At 67.1% G+C, this 22,104-nt stretch carries 19 protein-coding genes; 15 read left to right on the plus strand and 4 right to left on the minus strand.

The genetic code is table 11. The features are described from left to right. Window positions 1-40: 40 nt before the first annotated feature. Both ligB and HR9077_RS09575 read right to left on the minus strand, forming a co-directional pair. Window positions 41-1,786: an NAD-dependent DNA ligase LigB gene (gene ligB, locus HR9077_RS09570; protein ID WP_136066781.1), complete on the minus strand. Its 1,746-nt coding sequence runs from the start codon at window positions 1,784-1,786 to the stop codon at window positions 41-43. 88 nt (window positions 1,787-1,874) lie between these two features. Then, window positions 1,875-3,953, minus strand: a complete 2,079-nt coding sequence (locus HR9077_RS09575) for a carboxy terminal-processing peptidase (protein WP_136066782.1) — start codon at window positions 3,951-3,953, stop codon at window positions 1,875-1,877. 128 nt (window positions 3,954-4,081) lie between these two features. Here HR9077_RS09575 and HR9077_RS09580 point away from each other — a divergent pair, with 128 nt between their 5' ends. After that, a complete protein-coding gene (locus tag HR9077_RS09580; RefSeq protein ID WP_136066783.1) occupies window positions 4,082-5,380 on the plus strand; it encodes a M18 family aminopeptidase in 1,299 nt (432 codons plus the stop codon). 106 nt (window positions 5,381-5,486) lie between these two features. Here the strand turns inward: HR9077_RS09580 and rne are convergent, their stop codons facing one another. Next, on the minus strand, window positions 5,487-8,951 hold the full coding sequence (rne, locus tag HR9077_RS09585) for a ribonuclease E (protein WP_136066784.1): 3,465 nt from the start codon (window positions 8,949-8,951) through the stop codon (window positions 5,487-5,489). A gap of 706 nt (window positions 8,952-9,657) precedes the next feature. Between rne and HR9077_RS09590 the strand changes: the two genes are divergently transcribed. Genes HR9077_RS09590 through sppA form a run of 3 tightly spaced genes read left to right on the plus strand, consistent with a single transcriptional unit; the run spans window position 9,658 to window position 12,424 of the window. Beyond that, entirely contained in the window at window positions 9,658-10,614 is a 957-nt protein-coding gene (locus HR9077_RS09590) for an RluA family pseudouridine synthase (RefSeq protein ID WP_136066785.1), read from the plus strand. A gap of 35 nt (window positions 10,615-10,649) precedes the next feature. Next, entirely contained in the window at window positions 10,650-11,351 is a 702-nt protein-coding gene (locus HR9077_RS09595) for an HAD family hydrolase (RefSeq protein ID WP_136066786.1), read from the plus strand. Then, the gene (sppA, locus tag HR9077_RS09600; protein WP_136066787.1) at window positions 11,348-12,424 is read left to right on the plus strand and encodes a signal peptide peptidase SppA; all 1,077 of its coding nucleotides are present in this window, start codon (window positions 11,348-11,350) and stop codon (window positions 12,422-12,424) included. Before HR9077_RS09595 ends, sppA begins: the two co-directional genes overlap by 4 nt. Before the next feature lie 106 nt (window positions 12,425-12,530). Here sppA and HR9077_RS09605 read toward each other — a convergent pair whose 3' ends face one another. Then, complete coding sequence (locus HR9077_RS09605; RefSeq protein ID WP_136066788.1) at window positions 12,531-13,118, minus strand: Maf family protein; 588 nt, start codon at window positions 13,116-13,118, stop codon at window positions 12,531-12,533. A 118-nt stretch (window positions 13,119-13,236) separates the two neighbouring features. Between HR9077_RS09605 and HR9077_RS09610 the strand changes: the two genes are divergently transcribed. The 11 genes from HR9077_RS09610 to HR9077_RS09660 all read left to right on the plus strand — a co-directional run bounded on the left by HR9077_RS09610 (window position 13,237) and on the right by HR9077_RS09660 (window position 22,090). Then, window positions 13,237-13,764, plus strand: a complete 528-nt coding sequence (locus tag HR9077_RS09610; RefSeq protein ID WP_136066789.1) for a YceD family protein — start codon at window positions 13,237-13,239, stop codon at window positions 13,762-13,764. 32 nt (window positions 13,765-13,796) lie between these two features. Further along, window positions 13,797-13,967, plus strand: coding sequence for a 50S ribosomal protein L32 (rpmF, locus tag HR9077_RS09615; RefSeq protein ID WP_136066790.1), 171 nt, complete (start codon window positions 13,797-13,799; stop codon window positions 13,965-13,967). A 33-nt stretch (window positions 13,968-14,000) separates the two neighbouring features. Further along, a complete protein-coding gene (gene plsX / locus HR9077_RS09620; protein WP_136066791.1) occupies window positions 14,001-15,092 on the plus strand; it encodes a phosphate acyltransferase PlsX in 1,092 nt (363 codons plus the stop codon). A 5-nt stretch (window positions 15,093-15,097) separates the two neighbouring features. Beyond that, window positions 15,098-16,063 carry an ACP S-malonyltransferase gene (gene fabD / locus HR9077_RS09625; protein WP_136066792.1) on the plus strand — a complete coding sequence of 322 codons (966 nt, stop codon included), beginning with the start codon at window positions 15,098-15,100 and terminating at the stop codon, window positions 16,061-16,063. Between the two features lie 13 nt (window positions 16,064-16,076). After that, window positions 16,077-16,820, plus strand: coding sequence for a 3-oxoacyl-ACP reductase FabG (gene fabG, locus HR9077_RS09630; RefSeq protein ID WP_136066793.1), 744 nt, complete (start codon window positions 16,077-16,079; stop codon window positions 16,818-16,820). A 100-nt stretch (window positions 16,821-16,920) separates the two neighbouring features. Further along, complete coding sequence (acpP, locus tag HR9077_RS09635) at window positions 16,921-17,154, plus strand: acyl carrier protein (protein WP_031383713.1); 234 nt, start codon at window positions 16,921-16,923, stop codon at window positions 17,152-17,154. A gap of 207 nt (window positions 17,155-17,361) precedes the next feature. Further along, on the plus strand, window positions 17,362-18,600 hold the full coding sequence (gene fabF, locus HR9077_RS09640; protein ID WP_136066794.1) for a beta-ketoacyl-ACP synthase II: 1,239 nt from the start codon (window positions 17,362-17,364) through the stop codon (window positions 18,598-18,600). Continuing rightward, window positions 18,593-19,411, plus strand: a complete 819-nt coding sequence (pabC, locus tag HR9077_RS09645) for an aminodeoxychorismate lyase (protein ID WP_136066795.1) — start codon at window positions 18,593-18,595, stop codon at window positions 19,409-19,411. The genes fabF and pabC overlap by 8 nt, the downstream gene beginning before the upstream one ends. 46 nt (window positions 19,412-19,457) lie before the next feature. After that, entirely contained in the window at window positions 19,458-20,459 is a 1,002-nt protein-coding gene (mltG, locus tag HR9077_RS09650) for an endolytic transglycosylase MltG (protein ID WP_136066796.1), read from the plus strand. A gap of 12 nt (window positions 20,460-20,471) precedes the next feature. Continuing rightward, window positions 20,472-21,116, plus strand: coding sequence for a dTMP kinase (gene tmk / locus HR9077_RS09655; protein WP_136066797.1), 645 nt, complete (start codon window positions 20,472-20,474; stop codon window positions 21,114-21,116). Next, entirely contained in the window at window positions 21,104-22,090 is a 987-nt protein-coding gene (locus HR9077_RS09660) for a DNA polymerase III subunit delta' (RefSeq protein WP_136066798.1), read from the plus strand. Before tmk ends, HR9077_RS09660 begins: the two co-directional genes overlap by 13 nt. Window positions 22,091-22,104: the final 14 nt, after the last annotated feature.

The raw sequence follows: 22,104 nt of genomic DNA on the forward strand, positions 1-22,104 counted from the left end.
GGCGGCATCTTCGTCGTTCGGGTGCGATGTCGGGGCAGGCTCAGGGCGGGAGGTGGTTCTCCGCCACCAGGCGCTCGAGCAGGGGCGCTGTCCGAGGATCGTGCAGAAACCGCCAGAGCGCTTCACTGCGTACCGGGCCGATACCGTCGGCGCGTTGCCATTGAGCGACGGTGCGTTGCCTCAGTTCGGCAAGGCTCAGCTCGGGGCTGGCCTGCCTTAGCACGTCGTCATCGACCGGCGGCAGCCCCAGCGCGTGAAGCCAGGCGATGGCCGGTCGTCGACGCGCAGCGTCGAACGTCGCCTGCCACTGTGCCGCACGCGTTTCGCCGACACCTGGCAGCGCCTCGAGTGCCGCTCGATCGAGGGTTTGCCAGTCGAGCAGACCCTCGACCAGGTCGCTCTCCACCAGCTGCCGCCAGGTGCCTTCGCCGATGCCGGTCATGTCAAGACCCTGATCGCCCGACAACCAGTCCAGTCGGGCGACGAACTGCTCTCGGCAGCCGGGGCTCGGCGTCAGGCAACTCCACGGGCCGTAATCGTCGGCCGCGGGGGCGTCGATCGCCGGGCGCGGCCGGCGCCTGAGCACGACGCCGTCGACCCGAGGTATGGTCAGTCCCGCGAGTGCCACACTGAGCTGGTCGCCGGGGCGCACGTCGAGTTCCCGCCAGTGGCCGAGTGAACCCAGGCTGACGCGACTTACCGTGCGGTCGCCGAGAGTGACCGGGGCGAGTTCGGCGACCGGGGTGATGCGCCCGGTGCGACCTACCGAGAAATCGATTGCCTCGACCAGCGCGAGCGTGCGCTGGGCCGGGTATTTCCAGGCCAGCGCCCAGCTTGGCGGCTCGGGCCGCCAGGTCGTTGCGGGAGGTCGCCGGCTCTGACGCAGCACGATACCGTCACTGGCGAAGGGCAGGGGAGCATCGAACCACGCCTGGCGCTGGGCGACGACCTCGTCGAGCGTAGCGACCGGGAGTGAATAGTCCCTGGCCTCGCTGAATCCCCAGGCGGCGAGCTGTTCGTTGCGGGCGGGCAGTTCGGCCGGTCCGTCCGGCCAGTCCCAGACGAACAGGCCGATCGAGGCCGCCGCGGGCTCGTCCAGCCGCTCCCGGGCCATCAACCCGATGACCGCCGAGCGCGCGCCGTCGGTGCCGTCGCGTGCCTGTACGTGGCCGGGCCGCCTGGCATAGAGTTCACCCTGCAGGACCACGCGACCTGGCGCGTCACTCAACCGTTCGGGGATGGCCGCGATGCGTCTGGCCTGGGGTAGCCAATCCTGCCCCCGCACGCCATCGCCACGACTGATTGCCGCGCGGAGCGTGCCGTCCCGATACACCAGGGTGACGGCGACGCCGTCGACCTTGGGCTGGATCCATACGGAACGCTCCGCACGCCGCGCCAGCCAATTCGCCACGACCTGGCGTGAGTCGGCCTTGTTCAGGCCGGTCTGGACGATGGGGTGGGCGACGAGATGTGCCGCCTCGGGTGTTCCGGGGCGATCCGCGATCCTGTTATCGCGCTTGTCGCCGATCCGTTGCAGGCAGGCTTGCCAGGCGAGCTGGCGACGCTTGGCGGCATCGTAGACGCCGTCTTCGACCAGCCGCTCGCCGTCCCGATAGTAGGCGTCATCCCATTGCGCGATACGCGCCGTCAACTGGGCGAGCGCCGCCTGGCGCTGCGCAGGGGGGCCGCTCGGGCAGTCCGTCGCGTCGGCCTGGACGAGTCCGAGCGTGAAGGGCAGGGCAATACCGGCGCAGACCAGCGTTCGGGCAGCGTGACGGATCGGCATGCGCTCCTCCCTTTTGACTCATCTGTCGCCGGGCAGCGCGGCTGCCCGTGCCGCCCCCGCGAGCGGTTCGCGGGGCGGCCTGGTGTCCCTAGCTGGCCCCGCTGAGCTGGGCGTAGTCAAGGACGATCTCGGAGCCTTCGATCACCTGGGCCCGGTCGACGGGCTGGGCCGTCTCGTCATTTCCCTCGTCATCCTCGCCACCGCGTTGCATGGCGCTGTCCCGGGTTTCCACCCAATGATCCAGCGGCTCGAGACCCAGCGCCCGGCGCCGCCGATTCTCGAGTGCCAGTTGCTCGCTCTCCTGGGCGTCCATCTCGCGCTGTCGCTGCTCGCGGTTGAGGCTGACGGTGGTCTGCTGGTCGCGCAGGGTCTTGATCAGCGCGGCCTGTTCCTCGAGGTAGGTAAAGTTGGGGTCCTGGTCGATACGCGCCTGGTGACGCGCCTCGAGCGTATCCAGGTAGCGGCCGGGATTGCCGTACTCGCGGTACTGGACGGCACGCACGGTATCCCAGGGCAGGGCGTTGTCGAGGCTGCTCTCACCGATCATGTCGGGATCGACCAGGCTGGGGAACGCGATGTCCGGGGCGACGCCACGCAGTTGGGTGCTCTCGCCGGAAATGCGGTAGAACTTCGCGCGGGTCAGTTTTATCTGGCCGTGGCTGAGATCGCTCAAGGTCTGAACGGTGCCCTTGCCGAAGGTCTGGCTGCCGATGATCAGGCCGCGGTCATAGTCCTGGATCGCCCCGGCGAGGATCTCCGAGGCCGAGGCGGACAGGCGGTTGACCAGGACGCCGAGGGGCCCGCCATAGGCGACCCCGCTGTCGGTATCGCCGTACAGGCTGATGCGACCCTGGGCGTCGCGGACCTGCACGGTCGGGCCGCGATCGATGAACAGGCCGACCAGGGAATTGGCTTCCTGGAGTGCACCGCCGCCATTGTTGCGCAGGTCGAGCAGGATCCCTTCGACATCGGCGGCCTTGAGCTTGTCGATCTCCTTGGCGACATCGCGGGTCGAGCTGCGATAGTCCTCTTCGCCGGCCTGCCAGGCATCGAAATCGACATAGAAGGTGGGCACCTTGATCACGCCGATACGATGCTTGCCGTCCTCGCGTTCGATGTCGATGACTTCGCTGCTGGCCGCCTGGTCCTCCAGCTTGACGGTGTCGCGCACGATCTTGACCACGTGCGAGCGGGTCACGTCCACCGCCTTGGCGGGAATGACGTCGAGCCGCACGGTGGTGCCCTTGGGCCCGCGAATCAGCTCGACCACATCGTCCAGGCGCATGCCGACGACGTTGACCATCTCGCCGCTTTCTCCCTGGCCGACGCCGACGATGCGGTCGGCCGGCTGCAGGACGCCGCTCTTGTCGGCGGGCCCCCCGGGCACCAGGCTGGAGACCTTGACATATTCGCCTTCGGATTGGAGCAGCGCACCGATGCCTTCCAGCGACAGGCGCATCTGGATGTCGAAGGATTCGCCCTGGCGTGGAGAGAAGTATTCGGTATGGGGATCGATGGTGCCGGTGACGGCGGCCATGAACAGTTCGAGAACGTCCTCGGGATTGGTCTGGCGCAGCCGCGAGAGTTGCCCCTCGTAGCGCTCTACGAGCGTGTCCTTGACCTCCTGGTTCGACTGGTCGCTGAGCGAGAGCGACAGGGCGGCGTTCTTCAGGCGCTTGTGCCACAGTTGGTCGAGGGCTTCCTCGCTGCCGGCCCAGGGTTCGTCCTGGCGGTCGATCACCAGGCGTTCGTTGCCGGTGTAATCGAAATCCAGGCCATTCTCGAGTTGTGCCAGCAGCCATTCGAGGCGCGATTCCAGCCGCGACTGGTAGCGTTCGTAAAGGGCGTAGACCCGTTCGAGTCGACCGTCGCTGACCGCCTCGTCGAGGGCGTCGCGCAGATCATCGAAGGCCGCGATATCACGCTCGAGCAGATAGGCGCGTTGCGGGTCGAGCACGTCCAGCAGACGGTCGAAGGCACGTTGCGACCAGGCATCGTCGAGTTCGACATCGGCATAGTGACCATAGGTCAGCGATTCGGCGACTTCCATCGCGGCCTGTCGCTGGGCATCCGTGGGGCTCGGGGTCGGGCCGGCGAATGCCGGTACACCCAACGCGAACAGTAAGCACAGGACCCATCCGCGCTGAATGGCTGCAATCAGGCTCATCAATGAAGCACTCCCGGTTTCATGTACACTCGATTCCCTAGATGACCGGCGCGAGCGAGGCGGGCACGAGCCGATTCGGCATTGTAGCAGCCTGTATCGCCATACACAGACCCAAGATGAGTACGAGCATGCCCCAAGATCCGACCATGGAACGCCTTCTGACCTTTCTCCAGCGCTCGCCGACCCCCTGGCACGCCACGGCCAACATGGCGCGGCGTCTCGAGCGGGCTGGCTATCGACGTCTGGACGAGACCCAGGCGTGGACATTGTCCCCGGGCGATCGCGTTTACGTAACGCGTAACGATTCCTCGCTGATCGCCCTGCAGCTGCCGGCCGGCAAGCTGGAAGCGCTGCGCATGATCGGTGCCCACACCGACAGTCCCGGATTGCGGCTCAAGCCCAATGCCGCCCAGTCCAGCCGCGATTGGCTGCAGCTCGGGGTCGAGGTCTACGGCGGCGCCCTGCTGGCCCCCTGGTTCGACCGCGATCTGGGGCTGGCCGGGCGCGTGCATGTACGGCGCGCCGATGGACGTACCCAGGGGGTGCTGATCAATATCGACCGCGCCATTGCGACGATCCCCAATCTGGCGATCCATCTCGACCGGGAAGCCAACAATGGTCGCGCGCTCAATGCCCAGACCCAGATGGCACCGGTGTTGTGGCAGGGGGGGACCGAAACCGGCTTCGAGAGTCTGCTCAATCGCTGGCTCTATGAACAGCATGATCTCGAGGATGTCGAGGTGCTGGCATTCGAACTGTGTCTCTACGACATGCAGGGCGCCAGCTGCGTGGGCATCAACGGCGAGCTGATCGCCAGCGCGCGGCTCGACAACCTGCTGTCATGCTTCTGCGGCGTCGAGGCGCTGATCAACGCTGATGGCTCCCAGGGGGCGCTGCTGGTGGCCAACGACCACGAAGAAGTCGGCAGCGCCAGCGCCAGCGGCGCCCAGGGACCGTTCCTCGGCGACGTGTTGCGCCGGGTCAATGCGCACTGTGGCGAGGCCGGCGAGGAGGGCTTCGCGCGACTGATCCAGGCCTCGCGGTTGATTTCCTGCGATAACGCCCATGCGTTGCACCCCAACTTCCCCGACAAGCACGATGCGGGACACGGACCGAGGATCAACGGTGGGCCGGTCATCAAGGTCAATGCCAACCAGCGCTATGCCACGACCAGCGAAACGGCGGCCTTGTTCCGCGAGCTGTGTCGCGAGGCGGGCGTGCCGGTGCAGACCTTCGTGTCGCGCGCCGATATGGCCTGCGGCAGCACGATCGGACCGCTCACCGCGACCGAACTGGGGGTGCCGACCCTCGACGTGGGGGTGTCGCAATGGGCCATGCATTCGATCCGCGAAACCGCCGGCAGTCACGATATCGACTATCTGATCCGGGCGCTGACTACCTTCGTCGATCGTCGGGTCCTGACGTGATGGCTTGATATCGCCCCTGGCTGCCGGAGGCGCCACGAAAAAGCCCGCGACCATTCAGGTCGCGGGCTTTTTTGCGGCTTCGGCGCCTGACGACGCCATCCGCGGGTCAGTGGCTGTCTTCGGTCTGGCCGCTCTCCTTGCGACGCTTCACCCGCGGATCGTTGTGCGCGCGACGACGCTGACGGCGGCGCGCGGCATGCTCTCCGGCTTCGGCTTCGGCTTCGGCTTCGGCCTCGTCGCTCGGGCCCTGATCGGCGGCGCTGGTCTCGGTCGGCATCGTTTGCGCGGGGGCCTGGCGAGTGTCCCCGTCGTCAGCCGTCGACTGCGTGGCGTCGGAATCCATCGCTTCATCCCGACCGGCAGGGGACGGCGCGGCCTCTTCGCCGCCGGCCGGTGCGGACGCAACGTCAGTCGCCGGGGCGACGCCGCGGCGGGCTTCGTCCTCGTCGGTGCCGGACTCGGCGGTGGCCGGCTGTCCGTCGGCTTGCGTCGCCGGCGCGTGCAAGGCGTCATCGGCCGAGACGTCGCCCTCCGACGTGCTCTCCGCATCGGTCACGGCCTGTCGCGGGTCGTCGCGCGTCGCCTCGACCGAGGAGGCAGGGCGCACGGGGGACTCGTCGGAATCCGCCTGGGCTTGCGCCGTGTCGGTCCGGATTGCTGCCTCGGACGGCTCGCTCTGCGGGTCCTCTCCGGCTTGCCCGGCCGTTTCCCCTGTATCGGCGGGGAGCGGCGTCGTGTCGAGGGTGGCGGGTGAGCCGTCGGTAGCCGGTTCGCCGTCGCCTTGATGGTTCGACCCGGTTGTCCCGGGCTTTGTCGAGCGCCGGGCGCGTCCGGATTTCGCACGCTTGGGTTCGCCACCCTTGGCCTCGTCCTCCTTGGCGTCATCTTCCCGCACCGGAGGGGTGGACGCCTCGGCGCCCTCGGACGTCGCTCGCTCGGCGCTGGCTTGCTCGCCTTGTGCAGACCGGGAGGCTTGCGGATCGCCGGCCGCTGCCGGTTGCTCGGTCACCTCGGGGTTGCTGGCTCCCTCGGCACCCTCGCTGCTTGCAGCCGTTGCCTGTGGCGTCGGGGTCGCGTCGCCGGCCTGAGCTGCCGGCGCGGCGCCCTGGTCATCGGCGCTGCCGGGCGAGGCTGCCTGCGCTTGAGCCTCGGCCTGCAGGCGTTCCTGTTCGGCGACCGCGGCCGGATTCAGGGCGTGCTTGCGGCTGCGCTGGCGCGGGTTGTTGCGGGTGCGCTTGGGCTTGTCATCAGCCGCGGCTTTCTCTGCCGCATCCTCGCGGCGGGCGGCGTCACTGCCGCGCTGGTCGCCATCGGCGGATTTGCCGGCATCGTTCGGCTTGTCGTTCTGCCCCGGCTTGGTGGCGCTGCCGCGCTTGCCGCTGTCCTCGCCGGCCTTGGCATTGTCGCGGCTCTTGGCATCACTCGGCTTGTCGCCGCGGGTACGGTTGTCGCCCTTGGTCTCGTTCCTGCGCCTGCCGTCGGGCTTGTCACCGCGCCGGGAGCCGGCGTCGTCGCCGCTGGTGCGTTCCTGGCGTGCCGCCGGCTTGCGGTTGCCGCTTCTGGCGTCACTAGCGCTGCGCTCGTTGCCGTTGTCCGTCGCCGCCGCGCGCGCGCCGCTCTTGTCGCCGCGTGTGTCGTTGCGATTATCGCCGCCTTCCGAGCGGCGCCGGCGATTGCCGTTGCCGCGACGCTGGTTGCTCGAATCGCTGTCGTCGCTATCCGCCGCGCCGCGCTGTTGAGCGGCGCTCTTTTCGCCGCGGGCATCGCTGCGGGGCTCGGGCCGGGCCTGGCCGCGAACGGTGGCGGTGTCTTCCTCGGGCGTGCCGATCAGCTTGCCGAGGCCCTTGAAAAAGCGTGACACGAGTCCGGTGGGAGCCGCCTCGACGGGTGTCCTGGTCGGCGTCGGCGTCGGTGCCGGCGTCGCTGGGTCGGCATTTTCCTGCGGCTGCTGCAGCGAGGAGGGCGCCGGGGCGGTATGGGCCACGGACTTGACGGCCGCCTCGGTACGCTGGACGGGCTGAGCGAGCGACAGGTCGGGCTCCTTGCCGACCTCGGTCTCGGTGGAGAGCTCGAAACTCGACTTGGCCTCGTCGCCGTCCTCGAGATGGTCGTCGCGCAGACGCTGGACATCGTAGTGCGGCGTGTCCATGTCGGGGCTGGGCAGCAGCACCACCTTGACCTCCTGACGCTTCTCGATGTCGGCGAGGGTGCTGCGCTTTTCGTTGAGCAGGTAGGTGGCGACCGGTACCGGCAGGATGGCGCGAATCTGCGCGCTGCGCTCCTTCATCGCCTCCTCTTCGATCAGGCGCATGATCGACAGCGACATCGAGCGCACGTCGCGGATGGTGCCCTGACCGTCGCAGCGCGGGCAGACCACGCCGCTGGTCTCGCCCAGCGAGGGGCGCAGGCGCTGACGCGACATCTCCATCAGGCCGAAGCGCGAAATGCGGCCGATCTGCACCCGCGCACGGTCGAGCTTGAGGGCGTCGCGCATGCGGTTTTCGACTTCGCGCTGGTTGCGCGCAGGCCCCATGTCGATGAAGTCGATGACCACCAGGCCGCCGATGTCGCGCAGGCGCAATTGGCGGGCGATCTCGTCGGCGGCCTCGGAATTGGTCTGCAGCGCGGTTTCTTCGATATCGCTGCCACGGGTGGCGCGTGCCGAATTGATGTCGATGGACACCAGCGCCTCGGTATGGTCGATGACCACCGAGCCGCCCGATGGCAGCTTGACCTCGCGCTGATAGGCGGTCTCGATCTGGCTCTCGATCTGGAAGCGCGAGAACAGGGGCACGTCATCGGCGTAGAGCTTGATCTTCTGCTGGTAGGAGGGCATCACCTGGCGGATGAAACCCAGTGCCTCCTGATGGATCTCGGGGCTGTCGATCAGCACCTCGCCGATATCCTGGCGCAGGTAGTCGCGCATGGCGCGGATGATGACGTTGGATTCCCGGTAGATCAGAAAGGGCGCGCTGCGCTTGACGGCTTCCTCGGTGATCGCTTCCCAGACCTGCACGAGATAATCGAGGTCCCATTGCAGCTCTTCGGCACTGCGGCCGATGCCCGCGGTGCGAACGATCACGCCCATCTTGTCGGGGAGCGTGAGGTCCGCCATGGCGTCCTTGAGCTGGGCGCGCTCCTCCCCCTCGATGCGCCGCGAGATGCCGCCGGCACGCGGGTTGTTGGGCATCAGCACCAGGAATCGCCCGGCCAGGCTGATGAAGGTGGTCAGGGCGGCGCCCTTGTTGCCGCGCTCCTCCTTGTCGACCTGGACGATGACTTCCTGACCCTCCTTGATCACCTCCTTGATATTGGGGCGACCGGATGGATCCTTGCTGAAATACTCGCGGGAAATTTCCTTGAGCGGCAGGAAACCGTGACGCTCGGCGCCGAAATCGACGAAGGCGGCTTCGAGGGAGGGCTCGACGCGGGTGATCTTGCCGCGATAGATGTTGGCTTTCTTCTGTTCTCTGGCGCCGGATTCGATATCCAGGTCGTACAGGCGTTGTCCATCGACAAGCGCGACGCGCAGCTCTTCGGGCTGGGTCGCATTGATGAGCATCCGTTTCATGTTGTCTCGCTAGTTGGCTCGCACCGGTAGGCGGGCCTGGGGACAACGCTGCTGCAATGTCGGTGCGGTTCGGCCGCGACGCGCGCCGGGAGGGGGTTGGCTCCCTGCCTCGGCGTGGTACGCGGCGCACGGCCTGCCACACGTCTATCTAGCCAGCGATTCCTTGTGCGTCGGCGACGGCGAACCGCTTCTTGCTCGTGCTGTGCTCAGCGCATGTCGAGTATGCGTCGTCAGCGATGATGAATCGTCGCTGCAAGATCATGTTGAGTACGCGGCGGCGACAGGACATGTCTCGGTGGGTCGTTGATGCTTCCCTTCCGGCCCTGCGGACAACCGCCAGACACCTGGCATTGTTCGATTCGCCGACGCCGGCCTCCGGCACGGTGTTGGTAATCCCCGTGGCGCGCGGCCGTCCCTATCTTGGTGGGATCGACCCGGGCTCGGGCGTGGCGTCGTCTTTTCGCTTTCACTGCTTTGGCGGAAGGCGTGGCCTTGGTCGCCGTGTTTGCCGCTCCGGCCTGCGTGTGGGTCGTGCAGGCGCTGAAAACAGGCCTGTCAGCCTGTTCGAGCGATTCTGGAATATAACAGTAAAGCGACAGGGCAGCAATTGACCCCGAGCCGGCGTCGTTGGGTTAGAATGGCGGCTTTTGCGGCGGGCCGCATGACTGCCGGCCGGCCACGATGGGCGATGACATGAGGGGGCCGAATGGCCGAAGGGCGTGACATTCAATGGGTCGAGATAACCGCGGCCCACGCGGGGCAGCGCATCGACAATTTCCTGCATACGCGCCTCAAGGGGGTCCCGCGCACCCTGGTCTACCGTATCGTTCGCAAGGGCGAGGTGCGGGTCAACAAGAAGCGCATCAAGGCCGACTACCGCCTGGCGGAGGGCGACCTGGTGCGTATTCCGCCGTTGCGCATGGCGCCCGAGGAGGCCGTGCGCGAGGTCAGCGACAACCTGCGCAACCTGCTGGCCGGCAGCGTGCTCGTCGAGGGGCCGGACTGGCTGGTGATCAACAAGCCCTCGGGGCTGCCCGTTCACGGCGGCAGCGGGGTCAAGATCGGCTTGATCGAGGCGCTGCGCCAGGTGCGCGACGATCTTGAGTTTCTCGAACTGGTGCATCGTCTCGATCGCGACACCTCCGGCTGCCTGCTGTTGGCCAAGTCGCGTCCGGCGTTGCTCACGCTCAATGCGGCGCTCAAGCAGCACAAGATGGACAAGCGTTATCTGGCGCTGGTCCAGGGGCGCTGGCCGGTCAGGCGCGATTTCGTCAGTGCCCGACTCGACCGTTTCGACGCCGGCAACGGCGAGCGGCGGGTGCGGGTCGACCCCGACGGCAAGGTGGCGCGCACGCGTTTCGCGGTGCGTGAGGCCCTGCCGGGCGTGACGCTGGTCGAGGCCGAGCCGGTGACCGGGCGCACCCACCAGATTCGCGTGCACGCCGCGCACGCCGGTTACCCGCTGCTCGGCGACGACAAGTACGGCAGTCGCCAGAGCCATCAGTTGGCGACCCGTCTGGGGCTCGAGAGGCTGTTTCTTCACGCCGCCTCGCTGGAGTTCCCCGAGCCCAATAGCGGCCGGCCGGTGCGTATCCGCGCGCCGCTGGGCGACGATCTCGAAAGCGTGCTCGCACGGGCGCGCGCCCAGGTCGACGACCGGTGACCGGCAACCGGCAACGAAAGTGGGGGAGGCATGGCTTGCGCTATCAGCTGGTGATTTTCGATTGGGACGGCACGCTGGTGGATTCCGAGGCACGCATCGTCGCCTGCATGCAGGCTGCCGCGCGTGACGTGGGGTGGTCGCCGTTGAGTCGCGACAGTGTTCGCGACATCATCGGCCTGGGGCTGCCGGAAGCGATCGCTCGATTGTGTCCGGGAATGTCGGCGGACCAGGCCGAAGCGCTGCGGCGGCGTTACTCGGAGCACTTCGTCAGCGCCGACCAGGTGCCCACGGCGTTCTTCCCGGATGTCGAGGCGGGGATCGCCCGCCTGCGCGGTGCCGAGGGGCCGCGGCTGGCCGTGGCGACCGGCAAGAGCCGGCGCGGGCTCGAGCGGGCATTGGCGTCGACGGGCAGTCGCGATTGGTTCCACGCCACCCGCACCGCCGACGAGACGCGTTCCAAGCCCGACCCGCGGATGCTCGAAGAGCTGCTCGGTGAGCTCGGGGTCGCGCCAGGCGCGGCGCTAATGGTCGGCGATACGGAATACGACATGCAGATGGCGCGTGCGCTGGGCATCGATGGTCTGGCCGTGACCTACGGCGTGCATGCCCGTGAGCGCCTGGCGGCTTGTGAGCCGGTTCATACGGCGACGTGTTTCGCCGAGGTCATCGATTGGCTGTATGCGGGCGCCCCGTCGGTCGGTTCGTGTGCAATGGATGGAAACGGGAGCGTGAGATGAGCGACGACGAGCGCTACGACGAATGGACCCAGGGCCCCGAGATTCCGCCGGGCCAGCGACACCGGGCGAACGAGCGGCCGCAGGGAGCGGGAGAGGGCGAGGACGCCGAGGCCTTGCGCGAGCGCCAGCGCCTGCAGCAGCTGGAAATGATGGATCGCTGGATGACCGGCGTGCTCGTCGAGCAGCGCCGATCGCGGCGCTGGAAGCTGTTCTTCCGCTTCTTTTTTGCGGCGCTGATCCTGGCCTCGTTGTCGCTGACGGTCTATGGACTGTTCTTCGCCGCCGACAAGCCGGCCCCGGCCGGGCCGCACCTGGGCGTGGTGCGCGTCGAGGGCGTCATCGATGCCCACGGCGAGGCGAGCGCCGAGCGTGTCCTCGAGGGCGTGCGCCGGGCCTGGGAGGACCCCGCCGTCAGTGCGGTGGTGCTGGAGATCAACAGTCCCGGGGGCAGTCCGGTGCAGTCGCAGCGCATCTACGCCGAGCTGCGTCGGTTGCAGCAGCAGGGCGCCAAGCCGATCTACGCGGTGATCGAGGACATCGGCGCGAGCGGCGCCTATTACATCGCCGCCGCCGCCAGTGACATCTACGCCGCGCCGGCCAGCCTGGTCGGTTCGATCGGCGTGATCCACGCCGGCTTCGGCCTGCAGGAGGCGATCGACAGGCTTGGCGTCGAGCGGCGGGTGTTCACCGCCGGCGAGAACAAGGCCTTCCTCGATCCCTTCACTCGTATAGAGCCCGACCAGCGGCGCTTCTGGCAACAGGTGCTCGAGACCACCCATCAGCAGTTCATCGACGACGTCGAAGCCGGTCGCGGCGAGCGCCTGGCCGACGACCCGCGGTTGTTCTCCGGGTTGATCTGGACCGGCGAACAGGCCGAGCGGCTGGGGCTGATCGATGGCCTGATGAGCGTCGATGATCTATCCCGCGAGCGCTTCGGCGACGTGCGGGTGGAGGACTATACGCCCGGGCTGGATCCTTTCGAGCGCCTGTCGCGCCAGTTCGGGCGTGTCGCCGCGCAGTGGCTGGGGCTGTCCGGCGCCGCCTCGCCAGTTCGCTATCAGCTGGCCCCTTAGGAGGCGTCGCCAGGAGCCGGGTTTCGCCAATATCATCAGCGACCCGGCTTGCGATGGCGGCGCAATAGAAGAGCGTCGTCGGTCGGTTCCGTGGGCTCTTGGCGGCTCACGGCTCGCCGAGCGGGTCGAGGCCCGCTTCGCGCAGCAGCGCGCACAGGCGAATCAGCGGCAGGCCGACCAGAGTGTTGGGGTCGTCGCCCTCGAGGCGTTCGAACAGCGTGATGCCCAGCCCTTCCATGCGGAAGCTGCCGGCGCTGTCGAGAGGCTGCTCGCGTGCGACGTAGTGGGCGATCTCGGTCTCGCTGAGCGAGCGGAAGACGACGTCGTAACGTTCGTGGCAGACCCAGTGCTTCGCCTGGCGCGTATCGAGCAGTGCCAGCCCGACGAGAAAGCCTACTCGATTGCCGGAGAAGCGAGCCAGGTTGGTGCGCGCGGTGGCCGCGTCGCCGGGCTTGCCGAGGATATCGCCTGCAAATAGCGCCACCTGATCGCAGCCGATGATCAGGTGGTCGGGGTGACGCTCGGCGACGCGTTCGGCCTTGCCCAGCGCCAGCCGGTGGACGAGCGCCTCGGCGCTTTCGCCGGGTTGGCGCCGCTCGTCGATGTCGGGGCTCTCCCAGGTATAGGCGAGGCCGAGCCGGTCGAGCAGCTGGCGCCGCCAGCGCGAACCGGAAGCGAGAACCAGGCGGGTCATGGCAACTCCTTGTCGTGACGGGCTCGAGTCGCTAGTCTGCCGCGTCGTACGGCATGCTGTACACAAGCGCGATGCGCGCTTTGACAGCCACCGGGGGAATCCCTATTATTGCGCGCCTATGATGACCACTAGACTTCCCACGCAGGTCGAACCCTATCGGCTGGCCGCCAGCGGACAACGCCTCGAGGGGCTGGTGTCGCTGGCAGCGATGCCGCGCCTCGCCGAGGAGGCGGGGGCTCAGCAGGGCGACTGCGAAGTGACCCTGCAGTTCGGCCTCGACGCCCAGGGCCGGCGCTACATCGAAGGCTGGCTCGAAGCCGGCGTGCAGCTCGCCTGCCGCCGCTGCCTCGAGCCGATGCCGGTCGCCATCGACAGCCACTGGCTGCTGGGCATGGTCACCAGCGATTCGCTGGCGGCAAAGCTGCCCGGCGATTACGAGCCGGTGCTGGTGGAAGACGAACAGCTCAACTTGCTGCCCGTACTCGAGGACGAAATCATCCTCAGTCTGCCGCAGGTGGTCTACCACGACGAGGCGCACTGCGCCGTCTCGCGGGACCAGCTGGTCAGCGGTGACGCCGCCGAAGTTTCGCAATCGGCGCCCGCGAGCCCCTTCGACGTGCTGCGCACGTTGAAGGACAAACACTGAATCAACCTCGATACGCTCTGGAGTATTACCCCATGGCAGTTCAAAAGAACCGCAAGACTCGTTCCAAGCGCGGCATGCGCCGCAGCCACGACGCCCTGTCCGCACCGACCCTGGCTCAGGACAAGGAAACCGGAACGACCCACCGTCGTCACCACATCGCGCCCGACGGTTTCTACCGCGGCCGCAAGATCGTCGAAGTTTAAGACGAAGCGCATCCCGGCGACATTCGCGTAGCCGTGCGTATCGCCATCGATGCAATGGGCGGGGATCTGGGTCCCCGCGCTGTCGTTCTGGGAACGGTCGAAGCGCTGCGTGACGATCCCGGGCTCAGTGTCGACCTCTACGGGGTCCGGGACGAGCTCGAGGCGGTGATCGAGCGCCTGCCGCGCCGTCTGCAGGGGCTGGGCGGGCGCTTGACACTATGCCATGCGCCGGGGGTGATCTCTCAGTCGACGCCGATAGCGCAGGCCCTGCGTCGCGGCGCCGATTCCAGCTTGGCGATGATGCTCGAGGCGGTCGCCTCGGGGCGTGCCGAGGCGGGCGTCAGCGCCGGCAATACCGGGGCGTTGATGGCACTGGCGCGTCGCGCGCTGGGCATGGTGGCCGATATCCCCAGGCCGGCGATCAGCACGGCGATCCCGAGTGGCAAGGGGGGTCGCTGCTACGTCGTCGACATGGGTGCCAACGTCGAGGCGCCGGCACGCCGGCTCGTCGATTTTGCGCGCATGGGTGATGTCATGGCGCGTCATGTCGACGCCATAGAGCGCCCGCGCGTGGCGCTGCTCAATGTCGGCGTCGAGGCGACCAAGGGCCCGGACAGCGTGCGCGAGGCGGATGCCGTCCTGCGGGCCATGCCCACGCTCAATTACATCGGTTTCGTCGAGGGCGATGCCTTGTTCACGGGCGCCGCCGACGTCGTGGTCTGCGACGGATTCGTCGGCAATATCGTGCTCAAGGCCAGCGAGGGGCTGGCGCGCATGCTCGTCGATCGCTTCCAGGATACGTTTGCGGCCCATTGGGGAAGTCGTCTGGTGTCGCTTCTGGCCCGGCCGGCCTTGCTGCGGGTCAGACGCCAACTCGATCCGGTGCGCTACAATGGGGCCAGTCTGTTGGGCTTGTCGGGGATCGTGATCAAGAGTCACGGCCGCGCCAATGCTCAGGGCTTTGCCTTTGCCGTATCGCGAGCCGCGCAGGAGGTGCGTATCAATCTGCCCGCGCAACTGGCTCATGAACTGCAGCAGTCCGCTATCCCGTCGGCCGCGTGCGGTCCAGGGGATAGCGGGTTGGCAACCCGTTCGATACCCGACGAATACAACCCTCAAAGGTGAATGCCATGACTCAATCCCTGGCCCTCGTGTTTCCGGGGCAGGGCTCCCAGCATCTGGGCATGCTGAGAGAGCTGGCCGAACGTTACAGCGTGGTAAGAACGACCTTCGAAGAAGCCTCGGAGGCCTTGGGGTACGATCTCTGGCACGTGGTGCAGGAGGGGCCCGAAGAAGCGCTCAATGCCACGGCCTGCACACAGCCGGCGCTGCTCACCTCGAGCGTGGCGATCTGGCGAGTCTGGCAGGAGCTGGAAGGTCCGCGCCCGCTGGTCATGTCAGGGCATAGCCTGGGCGAATACAGCGCCCTGGTCTGTGGCGGCGCGCTGAGCTTTGCCGAAGGCGTGCGCCTGGTGCGCCTTCGCGGCGAGGCGATGCAGCAGGCCGTGCCGGCCGGTGAGGGGGCGATGGCGGCGGTCCTGGGCCTTGACGATGCCGCGGTCGAGCAGGCCTGCGCCGATGCCGCTCAGGGCGCCGTGGTGTCGGCGGTCAACTACAATGCGCCGGGGCAGGTGGTGATTGCCGGCAACAAGGCGGCGGTCGATCGGGCAGTGGCGCTGTGTCAGGAGGCCGGCGCCAAGCGTGCCTTGCCGCTGCCGGTTTCGGTGCCCTCGCATTGCGCGCTGATGAGGCCGGCCGCGGAGCGACTCGCCGAGGCGATGAAGGACATCGAGCTGAAGACGCCGCGCTACACGGTGATTCAGAACGTCGATGCCCACGCCCACGCCGATGTCGAGACCCTGCGCACGCGACTGATCGAACAGCTGTACCAGCCGGTGCGCTGGACCGCTTGTGTCGAGGCAATGACCGGTCTGGGTGCCGAGGTTATCGTCGAGTGCGGCCCGGGCAAGGTACTGACGGGGCTCAACAAGCGCGTCGCCAAGGGGGCCAAGGGGCTGGCGGTCAACGATCCCGATAGCCTGAGCGCGGCCCTCGAGCTGGCTCGCGACAGGGCTGGCCAGCAAGTCAATGACTGATTCAGGAACGACTATGACGAGCGAACGCAGAATCGCCCTGGTCACCGGCGCCAGCCGCGGCATCGGCCGGGCCATCGCGCATGAACTGGGGCGTCAGGGGCGGATCGTGGTCGGAACGGCCACCAGCGATGCCGGTGCCGAGCGCATCGATGCGGATCTCCGCGAACAGGGGATCGAAGGCGCCGGAAGGTGTCTCGACGTCACCGATCAGGCGAGTGTCGACGCCTTGATCAAGGCGATCGGCGACGAGTTCGGTGCGCCGACGATCCTGGTCAACAACGCCGGCATCACCCGTGACAATCTGTTGATGCGGATGAAGGAAGACGAATGGGACTCGGTGCTCGATACCAATCTCAAGTCGGTCTACCGTGTCAGCAAGGCGTGTATCCGCGGCATGACCAAGGCGCGTTTCGGGCGCATTGTCAGCATCAGTTCCGTGGTGGCGACCATGGGCAATCTGGGGCAGACCAACTATGCTGCCGCCAAGGCGGGCATGGAGGGGTTTTCCCGAGCATTGGCCCGCGAAGTCGCCTCGCGCGCGATCACCGTCAATGCCGTGGCGCCAGGGTTCATCGCCACCGACATGACAGAGTCGCTGCCCGAGTCGCAGCATCAGGCGCTGCTCGAGCAGATTCCGCTGTCCCGCCTGGGCCAGCCAGAGGAGATCGCGGCCGCGGTGGGCTTTCTGACCAGCGATGCCGCCGGCTACATTACCGGCGAGACGTTGCAGGTCAATGGCGGCATGAACATGCGTTGAGGTCGCTGTCGATGCCTTGGTTGCGTCGATTGGGGGCCGTCTATAAACTACCCGGCAGTTTTCCAGCTGGCGGATATGTACCACTAGGAGTAACGACATAATGAGCACCATCGAAGAGCGCGTGAAGAAGGTTGTGGCCGAGCGCCTGAACGTCAAGGAAGAGGACATCCAGAACTCGTCCTCCTTCACCGAGGACCTCGGTGCGGACTCGCTGGATACCGTCGAACTGGTGATGGCGCTCGAAGAGGAATTTGACACCGAAATTCCCGACGAAGAGGCCGAGAAGATCACCACGGTGCAGGAAGCGATCGATTACGTCGTTGCTCATCAGTAAGCAAGTGGCATGAGCAAGTCGGCATGAAAGAGTCAGTATGAGAAAGTGACGCGCGGTTTCGACCGCCTGCGCGTGAGGAAGCCGTTCTGGAAACAGAGCGGCTTTCGCGTTTATGGGCAGCATAGCCGATGGCCTTCGGGTATACTTGCGCGCAGCGCTGGCAGGTAAACGCAGGCGTGCCCATTATGGACATCTGGAGGAGAGCTGATGCCTCGTAGAAGGGTCGTGGTGACCGGGCTGGGTCTGGTGACGCCGGTCGGTAACACCGTCAAGGAGAGCTGGGACAATATCCTGGCAGGCAAGAGCGGCATAGCCTCGATCGGGCATTTCGATACCAGCGGCTTCAATACGCGCTTCGGTGGGTCTATCAAGGACTTCGACATCAGTCCTTACCTGAACCCCAAGGAAGCGCGCAAGATGGACCTGTTCATCCAGTACGGCATCGCCGCAGCCTCCCAGGCGGTCACCGATGCGGGGATCGAATGCCATGACGACAATGCTCATCGCATCGGCGTGGCGATAGGCTCCGGCATCGGGGGCCTGCCGATGATCGAGCATAACCACGACACCCTGCGCAAGGGCGGCGCGCGGCGCATCTCGCCATTCTTCGTGCCGGGCTCGATCATCAACATGATCGCCGGCAACCTGGCCATCAAGTTCGGTTTCCAGGGCCCCAACATCGCCATCACCACGGCTTGCACCACGGGCACCCACAACATCGGCTATGGCGCGCGCACGATCGCCTATGGCGATGCCGACGTGATGGTCTGTGGTGGCGCCGAGATGGCGACCACGCCGTTGGGCCTGGGCGGTTTTTCCGCAGCCAGGGCGCTGTCCACGCGCAACGACGACCCCGCCGCGGCCAGTCGGCCCTGGGATCGCGACCGCGACGGCTTCGTGCTCTCCGATGGGGCGGGGGTCGTGGTGCTCGAGGAGTATGAACGGGCCAAGCAGCGTGGCGCGACCATCTACGCCGAGCTCAAGGGGTTCGGGATGAGCGACGATGCCCATCACATGACGGCTCCACCGGAGGATGGGCGCGGCGCGGCGCAGGCGATGGCCAACGCGATTCGCGATGCCCAGATGGATCCCGCGCAGATCGATTACATCAACGCCCACGGCACCTCCACGGCGACCGGCGACCTGGCCGAGAGTCGCGCCGTCGAGCGCGTCATGGGCGATGCGGCCGCCAGGGTCGCGGTCAGTTCGACGAAATCGATGATCGGTCATCTGCTCGGGGCGGCAGGCGCCGTCGAGGCGGTATTCAGCATCCTCGCGCTGCGTGACCAGGTGGCGCCGCCGACCATCAACCTCGACAACCCCCAGGAAGGCTGCGTTCTCGACTACGTGCCGCATACCGCGCGTGACATGACCCTCAAGAACACCCTGTCGAACTCGTTCGGTTTCGGCGGGACCAACGGATCGCTGATCTTCTCGCGTGTCTGACGCAGGCCCTCATGATGCCGGGGTGCCGCTCGACGACCGCGGCCTGGCCTATGGTGACGGGCTCTTCGAGACCGTGCTGGTGCGTGACGGCCGGCCGCTGTTGTGGGACTACCACCTGGCAAGGCTGCAACGCGGTTGTCAGGCGCTCGGCATGGCCGTCCCCGACACGCGGACGCTGGCGGCATTGCCCGCCGAAGCCGGGGCGGGACTTGCGGTGCTCAAGGTGATCCTTACCCGGGGCAGCGGCGGGCGTGGCTATCAACCGCCGGTCGAGTCCGAACCGCGTCTGCGTTGGCATCTGTCGAGGTTCGAGCCGCGTCTCGAGCGCTGGCAGCGCGGCGTGACGGTTCGCCACTGTCGACTGCGGCTTGCCGAACAGCCGGCTCTGGCGGGCATCAAGCACCTCAACCGGCTCGAGAACGTGCTGGCAAGGCGCGAGTGGACATCCCCCGACATCGCCGAAGGCCTGCTCACGAGCGTGGGCGGAAGGTTGGTCGAGGCCACCAGCATGAATGTCTTCTGGCGCCGCGACGGCTGTTGGCAGACGCCGCGCCTCGAGCGTTGCGGCGTGGCCGGCACGCTGCGTGCCGCGCTGCTGGATCGGTTCGCCATCGACGAGGTCGAGCTCGAGCCGGCGGCGCTGGCGACGGTCGAAGCGTTCTGCCTGGGCAATTCGGTGCAGGGCCTCTGGCCGGTTGTCGCGCTGCAAAGCGCATCGGGCGAACCCCTCGGCCGGTGGGCCATCACCAACGAATTTCGCGCCATGCAGCAGGAAGCCCACGCGCTGCTCGGCTATCCCGCCCGTTTCTGACGGCCCGATCGCCGGGCAGCGTCCGCTTGCCGACTAAGGATTCTCTATGCGCTTGCTGAAAATCATCCTGGTTCTGGCCGTCGTGCTGGTGGTGGCCGGATTCGCCGGCTTTCGCTATTGGCAGACCCGGCTCGACCGCCCGCTGTCGATCGATGCGCCGGTGGTCTACGAAGTCCCTCGCGGGGCCGGCTTCAACCAGGTGGTCTACGATCTGGCCGAGCGCGGGGTCATTGCCGAAACCTGGTCATTGCGGCTGCTCAAGCGGGTCGATCCCCAGGAGCTGCCCGCGCTGCGAGCCGGCGAATTCCGGCTCGAGCCGGGCATGAGCGTTCGCGAGGCGATGAGGCTGCTCGGCAGCGACGACGTCGTGACCTACACGCTGACCATTCCCGAGGGCTGGACCTTCGTGCAGATGCGCGACGCGTTGGCTTCCGCCGCCAAGCTGGCCCATCGCACCGATGGCCTGAGCGACGCCGAGGTGATGGCCGAGCTGGGCCACCCCGACCAGCATCCCGAAGGGCGTTTCTTCCCCGACACCTATCGTTATCACAAGGGAATCAGCGACCTGGAGATCCTCGACCAGGCCTATCGGCGCATGCAGCGCACCCTGGACAGGGTATGGGCGCAGCGAGACGAGAACCTGGCGCTGGAGTCACCCTATCAGGCGCTGATAATGGCCTCCCTGATCGAACGCGAGACCGGCATCGACGGCGAGCGCCGCGAGATCGCCGGGGTGTTCACGCGGCGCCTGGCCAAGGGCATGCGTCTGCAGACCGACCCCACGGTGATCTACGGGCTGGGCGAGGACTACGACGGCAACATCACCCGGGCGGATCTGCGTCGCGACTCGCCCTACAATACCTATCTGATCGAGGGGCTGCCGCCGACGCCGATCGCCATGCCCGGACGCGCCGCGCTCGAGGCGGCGGTGCATCCGGCCGAGGGCGAGACGCTGTATTTCGTCGCCAAGGGCGATGGCAGCCACCATTTCTCGAAGACGCTCGACGAACACAACGCCGCCGTGCGGCGCTACATTCTCAATCGCTGAGGGCGAGTGCCAATGCACCCACGCGGACGCTTCATCACCCTCGAAGGCGGCGAGGGGGTCGGCAAGAGCACCAATACCACGCTGGTCTGCGAGTTTCTGCGCGAACGAGGTCTCGAGGTCGTGGCGACCCGGGAGCCCGGCGGTACGCCGCGGGGCGAGGCGATCCGCGAGCTGTTGCTGGACCCCGATGAACTCGAACCGCTCGACGAAGACGCCGAACTGCTGTTGATCTTTGCTGCCCGTGCACAGCATCTCGCCCGGCTGATACGTCCCGCGCTCGAGCGCGGGGCCTGGGTGGTCTGCGACCGTTTCACCGATGCCACCTTCGCCTATCAGGGCGGTGGCCGAGGCATCGATCGACAGCGCATCGGCAGCCTCGAAGCGCTTGTGCAGGGTGCGCTGCAGCCGGATTTGACGCTGTTGCTCGACATGCCGGTGACGGCGGCCCGGGAGCGCGTGGTCGCGCGCGGCAACGCTCCCGATCGTTTCGAGCGTGAGCGCGGCACGTTTTTCGAGGCGGTGCGCCAGGCTTATCACGCGCGTGCTGCCGCGGCGCCGCGGCGTTTCGAGATCATCGACGCCGCGCGGCCGCTGGAGGCGGTGCAGGCCGAGATTCGCCAGCGGCTGCAGGCCAGGTGGTCGCTATGGAACACCTGACGCCGCTGCCCTGGCACGCCGCCATCTGGAAGCGCCTGTGCGGCATGCAGGACGATGGCCGCCTGCCGCATGCGCTGCTGCTGTCCGGACCGCACGGTATCGGCAAGCAGCAGCTCGCCGACGCCCTGGTGGCGCGCACGCTGTGTCGCCGCCCGGGGGCCGTCGCCTGCGGCGAGTGCCACAGTTGCCGGATGCTGGCCTCCGGTTATCATCCCGACCTGCTGCGGGTCGCACCGGCCGACAATCGGCGCCAGATTCGCATCGACCCGATTCGCGAGGTCAATTCCTTCGTCGCCCAGACCGCCCAGCAGGGCGGGGCGCGGGTCATCGTCCTGCAGCCCGCCGAGGCGATGAACGTGGCCGCCGCCAACGCGCTGCTCAAGAGCCTCGAGGAGCCTGGTGAGCGTACCCTGTTCATCCTGCTCGCCGACATCCCGTCGCGTATGCTGGCGACCATTCGTTCGCGCTGTCAGCACTGGGCGCTGGGCGTTCCCGAGCGCACCCTGAGCCTGGCGTGGCTCGAGGAGACCCTCGGCGAAGGTCAGGATGGCGATTTCTGGATGCGTGTCGCCGGTGGGTTGCCACTGCTGGCCGCCGAGCTGGCGGGCGGCGAGGCGCGCGGATTGCGCCAGGACCTGCAGGAACTGTTCGACTCGCTGGTACGCGGTGGCGAACCGATCGCCGAAGCCGCGCGGCTCGATCGCCAGGCCGTCGAGCGCATCCTGTGGTACGGTATCGCCTGGTTGGAGGACCTGATTCGCCTGGGTCTGTCCGGCGATACCGCCCAGGTTCGCAACCCCGACCTGCTGCCGCTGTATCGCCAGGCGGTCAAGAATGCCCGCGTCCGTGACTGGTTCCGGCTGCTCGATTATGCCCGTGAGCAGCAACGGCTGCTGATCGCCGGCGGCAACCCCAATCCGCAGCTGGTGCTGGAAGCCTGGCTGGTTCGTTGGTCCGCCCTGTTGCGTTCCTGATGCAACGGGCCACG

The organism is Modicisalibacter radicis (assembly GCF_900961225.1).
In the GTDB taxonomy this organism is placed as follows: Bacteria; Pseudomonadota; Gammaproteobacteria; order Pseudomonadales; family Halomonadaceae; genus Modicisalibacter.